Source organism: Streptomyces sp. CB01635, assembly GCF_002803065.1.
Classification (GTDB): domain Bacteria; phylum Actinomycetota; class Actinomycetes; order Streptomycetales; family Streptomycetaceae; genus Streptomyces.
Genome location: NZ_NNBL01000003.1, coordinates 1,377,184 through 1,390,763 on the forward strand (window position 1 = coordinate 1,377,184; position 13,580 = coordinate 1,390,763).

Annotated in this window: 12 protein-coding genes; 7 read left to right on the plus strand and 5 right to left on the minus strand. The window is 69.1% G+C overall.

Annotated features, from left to right (window positions below):
• Positions 1-117 precede the first annotated feature (117 nt).
• Both CG723_RS14470 and CG723_RS14475 read right to left on the minus strand, forming a co-directional pair.
• Positions 118-1,074: an SDR family NAD(P)-dependent oxidoreductase gene (locus CG723_RS14470; RefSeq protein ID WP_100593663.1), complete on the minus strand. Its 957-nt coding sequence runs from the start codon at positions 1,072-1,074 to the stop codon at positions 118-120.
• 144 nt (positions 1,075-1,218) lie between these two features.
• Positions 1,219-2,037 (minus strand): SDR family NAD(P)-dependent oxidoreductase, encoded by an 819-nt coding sequence (locus CG723_RS14475; protein ID WP_100593664.1) that lies wholly within the window; start codon positions 2,035-2,037, stop codon positions 1,219-1,221.
• 128 nt (positions 2,038-2,165) lie between these two features.
• Here CG723_RS14475 and CG723_RS14480 point away from each other — a divergent pair, with 128 nt between their 5' ends.
• From CG723_RS14480 to CG723_RS14495, 4 genes are all read left to right on the plus strand, one after another.
• Positions 2,166-2,501 carry a hypothetical protein gene (locus tag CG723_RS14480; RefSeq protein ID WP_199841742.1) on the plus strand — a complete coding sequence of 112 codons (336 nt, stop codon included), beginning with the start codon at positions 2,166-2,168 and terminating at the stop codon, positions 2,499-2,501.
• A gap of 348 nt (positions 2,502-2,849) precedes the next feature.
• Complete coding sequence (locus tag CG723_RS14485) at positions 2,850-3,509, plus strand: DUF1707 SHOCT-like domain-containing protein (RefSeq protein ID WP_100593665.1); 660 nt, start codon at positions 2,850-2,852, stop codon at positions 3,507-3,509.
• A gap of 103 nt (positions 3,510-3,612) precedes the next feature.
• Complete coding sequence (locus tag CG723_RS14490) at positions 3,613-6,969, plus strand: outer membrane protein assembly factor BamB family protein (RefSeq protein ID WP_100593666.1); 3,357 nt, start codon at positions 3,613-3,615, stop codon at positions 6,967-6,969.
• 14 nt (positions 6,970-6,983) lie between these two features.
• Entirely contained in the window at positions 6,984-8,252 is a 1,269-nt protein-coding gene (locus CG723_RS14495; protein ID WP_234374292.1) for a hypothetical protein, read from the plus strand.
• A 344-nt stretch (positions 8,253-8,596) separates the two neighbouring features.
• Here the strand turns inward: CG723_RS14495 and sigJ are convergent, their stop codons facing one another.
• Positions 8,597-9,514, minus strand: a complete 918-nt coding sequence (gene sigJ / locus CG723_RS14500) for an RNA polymerase sigma factor SigJ (RefSeq protein ID WP_100593668.1) — start codon at positions 9,512-9,514, stop codon at positions 8,597-8,599.
• Positions 9,515-9,615: 101 nt separating this feature from the next.
• On the opposite strand from sigJ, the gene CG723_RS14505 reads away from it, so the two are divergent.
• A complete protein-coding gene (locus CG723_RS14505; protein ID WP_100593669.1) occupies positions 9,616-9,996 on the plus strand; it encodes a hypothetical protein in 381 nt (126 codons plus the stop codon).
• 286 nt (positions 9,997-10,282) lie between these two features.
• On the opposite strand, the gene CG723_RS14510 is transcribed toward CG723_RS14505, so the two are convergent.
• Positions 10,283-10,858, minus strand: coding sequence for a TetR/AcrR family transcriptional regulator (locus tag CG723_RS14510; protein WP_100593670.1), 576 nt, complete (start codon positions 10,856-10,858; stop codon positions 10,283-10,285).
• Between the two features lie 74 nt (positions 10,859-10,932).
• On the opposite strand from CG723_RS14510, the gene CG723_RS14515 reads away from it, so the two are divergent.
• Positions 10,933-12,021, plus strand: coding sequence for a zinc-binding dehydrogenase (locus CG723_RS14515; RefSeq protein ID WP_100593671.1), 1,089 nt, complete (start codon positions 10,933-10,935; stop codon positions 12,019-12,021).
• A gap of 142 nt (positions 12,022-12,163) precedes the next feature.
• Here CG723_RS14515 and CG723_RS14520 read toward each other — a convergent pair whose 3' ends face one another.
• Positions 12,164-12,541, minus strand: a complete 378-nt coding sequence (locus CG723_RS14520; protein WP_100593672.1) for a nuclear transport factor 2 family protein — start codon at positions 12,539-12,541, stop codon at positions 12,164-12,166.
• 691 nt (positions 12,542-13,232) lie between these two features.
• On the opposite strand from CG723_RS14520, the gene CG723_RS14525 reads away from it, so the two are divergent.
• A complete protein-coding gene (locus CG723_RS14525) occupies positions 13,233-13,571 on the plus strand; it encodes a cupin domain-containing protein (RefSeq protein WP_100593673.1) in 339 nt (112 codons plus the stop codon).
• Positions 13,572-13,580 lie beyond the last annotated feature (9 nt).

Here is a 13,580-nt window from a genome sequence, read left to right on the forward strand (position 1 = left end):
CGCGTACTCTCTGATTCTTTCTGTTCAGTCGCCGGGACCGCGCGGGGGCGGAGGCAAGTGTGACGGCGCAGCAGGGCCCATTGCCCGTGGCGTGGTCGTAGCGGGCAGCGTGGAGCGCTAGCGGACGAAAGCCTCGGACACGGCCCACAGGCGAGCCGCGTTGTCGGGGTCGAGTGCGTACGGCGCGACACCCGCGACGGTGCCGGCCCGCTGAGTTACCGGCTTCGCCTCCGCGCAGTCCTCGAAGTAGCGGCCGGTGATGCCCTCCACTGTCGGAGAGGCGGCCACCAGGACCGAGGTCGCGGCGCCCTGCTCCACCGTCTTGCCCGGCGGCAGGGCGAGTTCGCCCGAGGCGATGAAGTCGGCCACCTGCTGCATGTCCATGTGCCGGGCCAGTGACGTGTCGGCGATGTTGCCCGGCATCAGCGCGTTGGCGGTGATGCCGTCGTCGGCCCAGCGCTCGGCGGCGCCGACGGCGAACAGGGCGTTGGCAGTCTTCGACTGCCCGTAGGAGGTCCACGGGTCGTAAGGGCGGAAGCGGTAGTCCAGATCGTCGAAGACCACCGGCGAGAAGAGATGGCCGATGGAACTCACCGAGACGACCCGGGCTCCGCCGGCCGCCGCCAGCGCCGGGTGGAGTCCGACGGCGAGGGCGAAGTGCCCCAGGTGGTTGACGCCGAACTGCATCTCACGGCCGTCAGGGGTGCGGGCGACCTCCGGCGGGGCCATCAGTCCGGCGTTGTTCACGAGGATGTGCAGCGGGCCGTCCCAGGCCGATACGAACTCAGTGACCGTCGAGCGGTCGGCGAGGTCGAGCCGTCCCACGGTCAACTTCCCCGAGCTGGAGGGCAGTTCGGCCTCCAGGCGCTCGGTCACGCGGGCGCCCGCGTCGGTGTTCCGCACGGCCAGCGTGACGTCGGCACCCGCCGCGGTGAGCGCCCGGACGGTCTCCACGCCGATTCCGGAACTGGCTCCGGTCACGACGGCCCGGCGGCCGTGCAGGTCGACGCCGTCGAGGATCTCGGCGGCGGTAGTGGTGGCCCCGAAGGTTCGGGGCGTCTGCGGTGCGGTCATGGGGGTGTCTCCTGCAGGTGAGGGAACCGAGGGGCGTGCGGTGCGTGGCCGGAGCCTCGGGTGTGCGTGTGGTGGATGTTGTTCGTAGCCAACTGGAATGGCGCCGGGCTGGGCGTTTGACGTGACGCAGCGCGGCGCGCCCGCTCAGCCCTGCGCGATCCGGGACACGTCTTGCCAGTCGGCCCACGTCTGCAGACGCTGGGCGTAAATGGGCTCGAGGATCTCGATCGGTTCGGTGCCGAACAGCACCCGCAGCGGCGGGTTCTCCGCGTCGACGATCCGAAGCAATGCGGCCCCGGCGTCGGAAGCCTCGGCGTACCGGGCGTCGCCGAGGCGGGCCCCGATGGCCTCGCGGACCTGGTCATAGGCGGGGTTCGGGTCTGCGTGTACGCCGGAGGAGCCGGCCCAGTCGGTGCTGAAGCCGCCCGGCTCGACCACGGTGACCTTGATCCCCGCGCCGGCGACCTCCTGGGCGAGAGCTTCGCTGAATCCCTCGAGGGCCCACTTGGAGGCGTGGTATCCGCCGAGAGAGGGGAAGGCGGCGACGCCGCCGACGGACGAAATCTGCACGATGTGGCCGCTGCCCTGGGCGCGCATGATCGGCAGTACGGCCTGGGTGACCCAGAACGCGCCGAAGAGGTTCGTCTCCATCTGGTCGCGCAGCTGCTGTTCGGTGACCTCCTCGACCATGCCGAACAGGCCGTAGCCGGCGTTGTTGACGACCACGTCGAGGCGGCCGAACTTCTCGTGCGCGACGGCCACCGCGGTGGCGACGCCCGCCTTGTCTGTGACGTCGAGCGCCAGGGGAAGAACCGCGTCGTCGCCGTACTTGGTGACCAGATCGTCCAGCGACGCCACGTTCCTGGCGGTCGCGGCAACCCTGTCCCCGCGCTCCAGGGCCGACTCTGCGAACGAGCGGCCGAGGCCGCGGGACGTACCGGTGATGAACCAGACCTTGCTCATGGTGTCTCCTTCGGGACCGGCCTTCCGGAACTGACCTCCGGGGCCGATTCCACTGTAGCGCAAAACGTAGACTCATCTAAAAATAGACTTGCCCATGAATATTTGGCTGGGGTCTGGGAGCTCTCCATGTGGGGGGTGAATCCGACGACTGGCTGCCAGCCGTCGAGTACCTGCGCCCCCTCGGGTGCGTCGCGGTCGCCGAGCTGGCCGACCGGGCCGGCGTCACCAGGGCCACCTTCTACAACCGCTCCACCCGCCCTCTGGAGCTGTTGATCCAGGTGCTCGATGCCGATCTGGACCGCTGCGCGCACCCGGTGCTCCCGGGGGCGAACCACGAGGTGATCGCCCAGTTCGTGGCCCATGGCTTCGCCGGCGCCATCCAGGCGTGGAGGACCGACGATGCTGTCGCCAAGGATGACCTCGTTGACGCCGCCCTGGCCTGCGCCCCCGCGTGGTGGACCTGAGCCTGGCCGAGAGGTGCCCATCCCACCGTTTACGGCCCGGGGGCGCCGGGCCTGGGAAACGGTGGGGTCAGGCGGCCCGCGGGAGCCGGTCCAGGGATCAGCCTGCGTTGGGCTCATGGATTTCGGGAGGAAGCGGCGGCCCCGGAGAAAGGTATGAACTGGCCCCGGGGGTACGGTTGTTGTCGCGACCGGGCCTCGGCATGATGGGTGTCCATGCCGTGGAATGGCGCTGACCTTCCTCATCCGTGATGAGGCCCAGCCGAGACCCTGTCGCGATATAGCGTTAGTCTTTTGCTTGCGCCGCAGCCCGCGTCGCGCGGAGACGTTCGACAGGACCAGGACGGAAGCATGTCGGGAGAGATTTCGCCCACCGGGAAGCGCTCCGGCCCCGGCTCGCCGCCCGAGCTGCGAGCCTCTCATGCGGACCGGGACCGGGTGGTGGATGTGCTGCGTATCGCGGCGGGGGACGGCCTGCTGACCGCGGACGAGTTGGACGAGCGTCTGGAAGTCGCCCTGTCGGCGCGGACCCTGAGCGAACTGGCCGCGCTCACCGCCGACCTGCCGCCCGCATCGGCTACGGTCGGCGGGACGGGAGCAGGGGTCAAGGACGTAGTTCGGATCGAACAGGTCCACAGCGGCGCAGTCGAGCGCGTGGGGCGCTGGGTGGTGCCGCGGAGGTTGGAGCTTGCGGTGACGTACTGCGAGGTGATGCTCGACTTCACTGACGCAGTGATCACGCACGACACCTTGCGGATCGATGTGGGCATGACGGGGAAGACCCTGACGCTGGTCACGAGGCCGGGCGTCGTGGTCGATATTGATGCTCTGCAGCTGGTGCACAGCAGGGTCAAGTACCGTCACACGCCGACGAATCCGGATACGCCGGTCACTCTGCGAGTGGAGTTGGCTGGTCAGAAGGCCCACGGCCGCGTGGTGGTGCGGCCCCCGCGTCGGACGTTCGGGCAGTGGCTGCTGCGCAGGCCCCCGCCCCCTTCTCCAGGTAATTGACTCGACCGCGTGCTTCCTTTGTAGCTGAACTCTTGCGGACGACCCGGTTAAGGTCGTTCGATCTTGGCTCAGGTATGACGGATTCTGATTAGTCTCCGCTGTTATGAAACACATTCGCGCAGCAGGCGGGCTCTGTCTCGTACTGCTGTTCCTCGCGCTGGGCGCCGGTGCCCAGCCCGCCATGGCGCATGTCTCGCGCGAGCACGCCGAGCTCGTCGTTTCCACCGGTGCTGACGTAACCAGTGGTCGTCTCATCGTGCACCGCGACGTGGTGTCCGCCGCCGATGCCGGTGCCTGGGCATCCAGGGTGCTGGCGGCAGGCTGCCCGGCCACCGGCTCGGGTGTGCCCGGTGACGACGGCGGGGTTCCCGGCGGCGTCGTGATCGAACTTGCGTGGAGTTGCCACCTCGACGCGCTCGACCTGAGCACGCTGCTGAAGAAGGGCGGACTGAGCCAGATCGTCGTCGAGTTCGACGGCACCGCGGTCGACGCCTCCGCGGCCACGCCCCTCGTGGACGCCAAGGGCGCACACGCGCCACCGGAGTTCCCCTGGCTCACCGTTTCACTGGTGGCGGCTGGCGGTGTCGTGCTCGTACTCGCCGCCAGATCATTGCCGTCCCTGCTCCGTGGCTTGCGCACAGGCCGCCGGCTCCGCGTCGCGACCGCCGGAGTCGTCGTCCTGTCCTGCTTCGCGCCCCAGGTGGCCTTCGCCGACGACGCGGCGCCGGCCACCGTCACCGTCAAGGGCACCGCTTTCAGGGACGGCAACGCCAACGGCCAGCGGGACAAGGGCGAGCGGGCCATGCCCGGCGTCGATGTCACCGACGGAGCCGCATGGACGACCACGCGCGCCGACGGCTCGTACACCCTGGAGATCGATCCGGCGCGCCGCGAGACGGATCTCGTCAGCATCGTCTCGCCCGACGGCTACACCCCGGCCCTGCGCAAGGACTACGTCCCGCAGTTCTTCCACAAGGTCCCCGAGACCGGCGGCAGTGGTGTCGACTTCGCGCTCGTTCCGGACCGCAACGCCTCTCGGCCCACCGAGAAGTGGGTGATGAACTCCGACCCCGAGGTCGGCAACCGTACCGACGCCGAGGCGCGCACGGCACTGCCCCAGTGGACCGGCCAGGTGCGGGCGATGTCGGAGGTCGACGGTGCGACGATGCAGATCGCGACCGGGGACCTGACCGTCACGGACTACGCGGAAGAGCCGCGCCGTCAGGGCGCGTACGACCTGTTCAGCAAGGGGCTCGAGACGGGGCGGCTCGGCCACCCCTTCTACCCCGTGATGGGCAACCACGACTTCGGCGGCACGGCCACCTCCAAGGGCTATGCGGGCAGCATGGAGTACTACCGCCGCAACCTCGCTCCCGAGTGGTACAGCTTCGATCGCAACGGCCGGCACATCGTGGTGCTGGAGGACAACTACGACGCCAGCGGGCTCGGACCGCAGTTGGAGTGGCTGCGCAGGGACCTGGCACAGCACGCGGTCGGCAAGCAGGTGCTGGTCTTCGCGCACCGCTCGCTGTTCACCCAGTGGGGCCCCGGCGCGGGCATGCAGCCGACCATCGACGAACTGGCCAAGTACGACGTACGGATGGTCGCGGCCGGACACAACCAGCAGGCGGAATTCCGGCGCGGGGCATTCAAACGGTCGGTCGAGATCAACAATCAGGGCACGTACGGCATCGACGGAGCCCACCCCGACTACAAGGTGCTCGATTTCAGCGGGATCACCGACGATCCGCGTACGAGCCGCAACGAGGACACCGGTCATGTGACGGGCATCCACCGGCAGTTCGACATCGATGACGACTCCGCCCTGGTAAGCCCAGGTCAGGGCAGCGTCCACGGCACGAGGGCCGGGGTGCCCGTCGAGGTGTACGCGGAGGACGACGGCCGTACTCCCGCGAAGGCCACACTGACCGTGCGGGACAGCCGAGGCCATGTCGTGAAGCGGACGAACGCGCGGTTCGGCACGGGAGCCGCCAAGCCAGGCACCCAGAACTGCTACACCCCACCCGGCGGCAAGGCCGAGCCCTGTCCCGACGCACGCGGGGCATGGACCCGTGCGAGCGGCACGCCGCTGCGCGGCCTGCGGACCGGTGGCTACACCGCCGAGGCAACGGCGTACGACACCAAGGGCAAGGCGTTCCCGGTGCAGAAGAGCACCTTCGACGTCGTACCGGACTCCAGGCTGACCCAGCCGAAGAGCGGGCAGGACTGGCTGCGGCAGGGCGGCGACGAGGCAGGACGTTCCGCGAGCGGCGACAACCCTGGCGCCCGGCTCGACCTCAAGTGGACCCGGCACACCGGCGAGCAGTTCAACCTGAACGGCTCGTTGATCGCGGACGGAAGACTGATCGTCTCCTCCCGCGCCTTCGACTCGCCGTACAGCATGATGCTCGCGTACGACATCGCATCCGGCCGGGAACTCTGGCGTACCTACCTGGACGGCGACGCCGAATCGGCGCCGACCCTCCACGGCGGACAGGTCTATCTGACGACCGGCGTCGGACGGGTCTATGCCCTGGACGCCGGGGACGGGCATGTCGCCTGGGAGTCGATCGACCGTGAGGAGACCCACGGCGACACCGTGCGCCGCTATGGACGCGCGGGCGGACCGGTGAGCGTCTTCGCGCTCACCGGCCAGGACCGTACGGTCGCCGTCTACCAGGACGCGAACATGGTCCGCTGCCGGGACGCCAAGACCGGCGTGCTGTTGCCCGGCGGCTTCGGGGCCGCGTTCTCCTGGGGCCAGGCGCACAGCACCGCCATCCGCGAGCCCGGCTCCAACACTGCCTATCTGCACTCCATGTCGAGCAACACCGTCATCGCGATGGACCTCGCGAAGTGCACCCAGCTGTGGGCGAAGGACACCGCGGGTGACATCGACAGCCACTCCTCGCCGGTGCTGACGCAGCCCGCGTCGGGCCCGGCGAAGCTGGTGACGTTCACGGCGTACGGCGTTCGCGGGCACGACCCGCAGACGGGCGCGGTGACCTGGGAGTCCAAGCTCGGCGGCGGCAGTGTCTGCGAGCCGGGCCGGGCTCCACTCACCACCCCCGCCGTGTGGGGCGACATCGCCTATGTCGCGGGCCGTGACGGTGTGGTCCGCGCCTACGACACGAGTGCGTCCGATCCGTCGAAGCCCGTGTGGGAGACCAAGGCAGGTTATCTGCCGGGCAAGAGCCCCCTTGACGATCCCTGGCGGGTCGCCATGGGCTGCGAGTCCGGCGCAGGATCGCCCACGATGCACCCCTTGGTGACCAAGTCCTCGGTGTACGTGGGGACATGGGACGGCCGCCTGTTGGTGCTCGACCGCGCCACCGGCAGGCAGCGGGCCGCGTACAACCTAGGCGGGGGAGTGGCTTCGGCGCTCTCCGTCAGCGGTGACTGGGTCTTCGCCCTCACCGACGACGGTACGGTCCACGCGCTGGCCGCGCGCCGGGACTGAGAGGAAGCATCAGCGTGCAATCACTCCGCACCGGGGTGCTGCTCCTGCTGGCCGCCGTCCCCGTGCTGCTCTTCGGCAGCGCGGGGACGGCGCAGGCGCACCCCTTCGGCACCCCGCCCGTCGTCAGGATCGAGGCGAACGGCCCGGTCGTGGAGACGGCCTGGTCCGCGCAGAAGGACGACATCGCCGTCGTGAAGAAGCATTCCGGTGGCGATGTGGCTCGGTATCTGCGCTCGCACATCGTCGTACGTCAGGACGGTGCCCCGTGCCGCGTCGCCAAGGCGGACGGCATGAAAATCCGCTTCGTCTGCCCCCATCGGGTGGACCGCATCAGTCTGACGGTCACCGCGCTGACAGACGTCAACCCCGCCTACCGCACGCTCTCCGTGACAGACCAGGGTGGCGGCGCACTGCACACGGCGAGGGAGCCCACGCGGGAGCTCTCCCTCGTGTCGGGCGAATCCGGTGCAGGCACCGGCTCGTCGGCTGCGGGCGGGATGTGGACCACTAACCTGGCTTCACTGCTGGACCACGGCGCGGGGCTTCCGACGGCCCTGCTGGTGGCTGCGGCCGTGGGCGCGCTCCATGCCTGTGCGCCCGGGCACGGCAAGTCGCTGGCCGCCGGTTATCTCGTGGGAGGCAGGGGCCGACCCCGCGACGCGGTGTGGCTCGGCGGTGTCGTCGCCGTGATGCACACGTTCTCGGTCGGGGTCCTGGCGGTCGGCTGGTGGCTGCTGGCCAAGAGCGCGCCGGACATGGCGGCGCTCACGGGATGGCTGCAACTGATCGCGGCGCTGGTGGTGGTGGGGGTGGGCGTGCGCCTGCTGCACACGCATCTACGCCGCCGCAGGCAGGTCGACGTGCGTACACAGACGCATCACGGGCACGGGCACCGGCACGAAGGTGGTCATGAGCACGGGCATCGTCACCACATCCCCGACCCACCGTCCCTGCTCACCTGGCGGGGGCTCGTCCTGCTCGGCGCGGCCGGTGGTCTCCTGCCCTCGCCCTCCGCGTTCCTCGTCCTGCTTGCCGGGCTCCTCACCGGCAAGGTGGCCGTTGCCCTGGCATTGGTGGCCGCGTTCGGTGTCGGTATGGCCGTGACGCTCACCGGCGTCGGAGTGCTTGTGCTGCGCAGTCGTGACGCCCTGCTCGACCGGCTCTCACGCTCACGGGCCCTGCGCACCTGGACCCTGAGGGTTCCGGTCTTCGCGGCCTCGGCGGTGGTGGTCGGCGGCACGGTGGCATCGGCACTGGCCGCGGGCCAACTCCTGGCACCCTAGGTCCCGTTCAGGTGCCCCGTCCGGCTCGCAGCCGGACAGGGCGCCTGCCACACGGCAGTTCTGCCTTCGGCCAACTCCGGGAGCCCGCTTGCCGAGTTGGACCCAGCGGCATCGCATGCGAGGGCGCGATCTCGGGAACCCGTCATTCCAGTACGCGGCCACGTCGTGCCGGATTCAGGCGCCGTGGCGGACTACCGACATCGTGACCACCGTTCGCCGCGCCGGCCCCGGCGGAGCGAAGGTCTTCAAAGCGGTGATCGTCCGCTCCACTTCGCGTTCGTCGGATCTCCCGCCCCCGCCGCCGACGGGAACCGGCGACAGTCACAAAATTCGCCGGACAGGCCCTAGTCCTCCCGCGCCCACGGCCGCAGCTTCTCCGGGTTGCGGACCACCCAGATCCGGGTGACGCGCCCGTCGGAGACGTCGAACGAGGCTACGGTCATGACGACGCCGGCACGCTGGGCCACCAGGCCCGGCACACCGTTGACCGACCGCTGCAGGAGTTCAAGACCTGGCGCCTTGTCGGCAATGGCGACCATGTACTGGGCGATGCGCGCGCCGCCCTCGACCGGGCGCAGTACGGTGCCGACCATGCCGCCGCCGTCGGCGGTCATCACGGCCGCCGGGTTGAGGAGGCCGACGAGGGCTGCGATGTCCTTGGTCTCCCATGCCTCTTTGACGTGCCTCACCACGTCGGCCTGGCCGGTCACCGTCACCGGAGCGCGCGCGACGCTCACCCGTCGCCGGGCGGAGGCCGCCAGTTGCTTGCAGGCCGCAGGGGTCCGGCCGAGAACGCCGGCGATCTCGGCGAACGGGTACCGGAAGACGTCGTGCAGGACGAACGCCACTCGCTCGGCGGGCGTCATCGACTCCAGGACGACGAGGAAGGCCATGGCCACCGACTCGTCCAGGACGATCTGGTCGGCGGGGTCTTCAGGGCCGGTGGGGTCGGCGCCACCCCCGCGGTCCCACTCGGTGCGGTCGGGCAGCGGCTCGGGCAGCCACGCGCCGACATAGCGTTCCCGACGGGCCCGCGCCGAGCCGAGCAGGTCCAGGCAGATGCGGCCGGTCACCGTCGTCAGCCAGGCGCCGGGGGACAGGATCTCCTCCTGCCGGCTTCGTGTCAGCCCGTACCAGCGTGCGTAGGCATCCTGTACGGCGTCCTCGGCCTCGGTCACCGAACCGAGCAACCGGTAAGCGACATTGATCAGTTGGCGCCGCTCGCCGGCTACCTCATCGGTGCTGGTTCCTACAGTCCCCATGCTTCCGGCCGCCCCCTCGCCTTACCTTTCGCAGCCCTGTGTCGTCGGGCTGGTGAGACCTTATCGATCTACTGCCCACGGGCGGACAAGGGGACTGTGACATGGCCACTCAGGTGACGGCGACAGCGACCGCGACAGCACAGCGCAGCTCCTCGTTCCTGCAGATCGCGATCGCGCTGCAGACCCTGACCATCTTTCTTCAGGCGGTCTCCGCCGGACTGCTGCTGACCTCGTCCTACGGAGAGACGCTCCACAGCATCGGAGCCCGCGTGATGTACGGGGCGTCGATGCTGTACGTGCTCGCGGCGGTGCTGACGTGGAAGCGGGGCGGCGGCTCGCTCCGGCCCGTCTGGCATGCGTCAGGTTTCCTCGTACTCGCCTCGATCCAGGTCGTGCTCGGCATCGCACACGTCCCGTCGGTCCATCTCCCCCTGGGGGTCTTGATGTTCGGTCTGAGTGTGCTGGCGCTGGCCCGGCGCTGAGGTCCGATACGGTCCCCGCCCGGATCAACCAGGCGTCTTCTTGCACAGCGCCTGATCGTTGGCCTGGGTGTGCCGTTGGCCGATGCCCAGTGGGCACGGTCGAGCTGCTGCTTCACCCCGTGGTCGACTCCTCTGGATCATCGCCGCCCGCGCGGCACAGGCCGAAGAGTGGCGACCACCGCTGAGGAGGTGATCGCCACATTGGTCGACATGACAGTCAGTACTGGAGTCCGCGCGATCCGGCGCGATTTCGGCGCTGAAGTCCGGGCATACCGCGCGGCGCCCCCTAATTGCGGGGTAGCGCGTCGGCTCGAACCAGGGACCGTGCCAGGGCAGTGCTCTCCGAAAGGGTGTCGAGCGGGAGCGGCTGCGTGGCGAGAGCGCCCTCGTGCAGCACGAGGAGCTGGGTGGCGAGGGCGGCGGGGCCCGTGCAGCCCGCCGCCGTGGCGAGTTCCGTGAACAGGTTCAGTAGCCAGAGCTTCTGGTTCGCGGCGATGCGGTGCGCGGGATGCGTCGGGTCCGGGAGCTCGGCCAGCGCGTTGATGAATGCGCATCCGCGGGTGTTGGCCTCGCTCCAGGTCCGCAGTGCGTCGAAGGGGGCGGTGACGGCCTCGACGGGGCCGTCACAGGCGTCAACGGTGGCGCGGACAAGTGACCGCCAGCGCTGGTCACGTTCCGAGAGGTAGGTCGCCACGAGGCGGTCTTTCGAGCCGAACTGGTTGTACAGGGTCCGCTTGGTTACGCCTGAGTGTTCAGCGATCAGATCCACGCCGACCGTTGTGATCCCACGGTTGTAGAACAGCTCCTCGGCAGCCGTCACGATGAGGCGACCGGCCGGTGTCATGGGCTGCGCTTCCCGCATCGGGCGCCCCTTCACTGATCGGTGTACCGTGGTTGAAGTTCACAGATCAGTATACCTGTGGGGGTGTCAAGGCGATGAGTGTGCCCGAGACCATGCGCGCGGTGCGGATCGCGGAGCACGGAGGTCCGGAGGTTCTTGATCTCACGGAGGTGGCAGTGCCAACTCCGCAGGCAGGAGAGGTGCTGGTCCAGGTCCGCGCGGTAGCGCTGAACAACACCGACTTGTGGACCCGGGACGGTGCCTACGGAATCCCGGGAGACCCGAAGGCGCTGTCGGGGTGGCGGGGCCCGATCGACTTCCCGCGCATCCAGGGCGCCGACGTAGCCGGCCGGGTCGTGGCAGTCGGCGCCGACGTGGACGAGAGCCTCGTCGGTCGCCGAGTGGTCGTCGATCCGGCGATCTACGACTCCGAAGGGCCGGATGCGAACCCGGTGGGCCTGATGGGGAGTGAACGCGACGGCGGATACGCCGAGTACGTGACTGCGCAGGAAGAGCGCGTACATGATGTGACGGTATCCCCGCTTACGGACGATCAGCTCGCGGCGTTGCCCACCGCATACGGCACGGCACTCGGCATGATCGAGCGGGGCGGGCTGCAGGACGGAGAGACAGCCCTGGTCTCGGGAGCGTCCGGCGGTGTCGGCCTGGCGCTGGTGCAGATCGCCCGTGCGCGCGGTGCGAGGGTGATCGCCATCAGCAGCGGATCCAAGATCGATTCGGTGCGAGAGGCGGGCGCACACGAAGTCATCGACCGCGCACGGGACATCGCCGAGCAGATCCGCGCCGCCGCCCCGGAAGGCATCGACGTCGCACTCGACGTCGTCGCCGGGGACCTGGTGAGCGAGGGACTGCCGCTGTTGCGCGAAGGTGGCCGGTGGGTCGTCGCCGGGGCACTCGGCGGGTACGACGTGGCGTTTGATGTGCGCCGTCTCTACCTGCACAACGCGCAGGTGATCGGCTCCACGATGCATACGCCCACGCATTTCGACCTCCTCATGGACCTGGCTCGGCAGGCCAAGATCCGGCCCATCATCGCCGCGACGTTCCGACTGGACCAGGCCGCTCAGGCGCAGGAAGAACTCGCCCTCAGGGGGCACGTGGGAAAGATCGTCATGCATCCCTGGGGGATGCAGCCCGGGCAACTTCCGGGTGGCGCCGCCTGAGGGCTGGAACCCGACCTGGGTAGCCCCGTGAACGCGTGTCCGGAAGATAGGTCACGTGCTGGCTACACCCAGGCCGACAGCATGAGCGATGAGGCTCGCGCCGCCGGCGAATTCTGGGACCTTTGCATTCTTCCGGCCGCGGTCATGCTGCCGTTGAAGCCTTCCTCGCGGCGTCGAACGGCGTCCGGTCGAAGATGATCCGCAGGTGGGTGATCGTGCCGTCCTGGACAGTCAGGCACTCGGCGGCCGGTGCGCTGGCGACCGGTTCGGTACTGGTGTCGTACATCAGCAGCGCGGTCGTCTCATCACCGAAGGAGGCGATCAGATCCGAGCCGGTGAGGATCTGAACGAACGGTCCCATAAAGCCCCGGAAGGCTTCCGCGCCTTCCAGGCGTCCGGCCGGTGCCTGGCAGACGATGTCCTCGGCGATGTAAGTCATGGCCTGCTCGAAGTCGCCTCCGGTCCAGGCCCGGTGGTAGGCGAGCGCGGTCTGAAGGGCCGGGCTGGGCGTCTGGGGCATCAGCGGAATTCCTTCCATGTCGTCCGGCGGTGGTCACCGGGTGGCGAGCCCGGTCGCGAACTCCCGTGCTTCCGCCAGGTAGGCAAGGCACAGCTCGGCATCGGCCGGGGGTGAGGCGGACCCACTGCCGCATCGGCCGCCCCGGGCGGGGCTCGCACGGCCGACCGGCGCCGGCGTCGATCAGCTCGTCGACCCGCCCGGCGGGCAGCTTGACCACAAGGTCGCTACCGGTGGCGAAGGCATACAACGCGCCTGAGGTCTTCTGGCCGGGCGAGTGCAGCATGCGGCCTCGTTCGTCACCGGGTGCTCATCGAGCAGCGTCCGGCCGGCATCTTCGAAGGCGGCCGCGTCCATGGCTCTCCTGCCCGGCTGGTTCGGAGACCCGCCGCGCCGGACGAAGTGGCCCACGCGGACGTCCTCCTCCAAGCCTGCCGTGCAGGTCATGGCCCCGCCATCCGGCACCACGCACACACTCACCCCGTACCGCTCCGGGTATCAAGTCATTCGACAGGGGCTGTTCCCAATCCTGCCGATGATCATGAATAGTGTCCTCGTCCATCCCCGCGCGCAGAGAGAAACGTGGTTCCTCCGGGCCGGCGGAACCGACCGGTGCCACAAACGCCGTCGAAACTTCAACCGGAACAACCGCATCCCCGAGGCGGGCGGCCGTCAGGGATCAGGAAGAGGTGCCATGAAACAGGAACTCGAGTTCTTTGCGGGAGACGCTGCGCCGTGGCGGGAAGCCGCGCAGCCGGGCACTGAGGAGAAGGTGCTGTCGCGGGATCCGGATGACCCCGCTGTGCTGACCCGGCTCGTGCGCTGGCTGCCTGGTCTGGACACCAGTGCCGCCGGAGTGATCACCCACGACTATGTCGAGGAGGTGTACCTGCTGGAAGGCGAGCTGGTCGACCTCACACTCGGGCAGACGTTCGGGCCAGGCCACTACGCGAGTCGCCGGCCCGGCATGCGCCACGGCCCCTATCGCACTCCGGCCGGCTGCACCATGCTCGAAATCCGTTACCGCGCCTGATCTGCGACC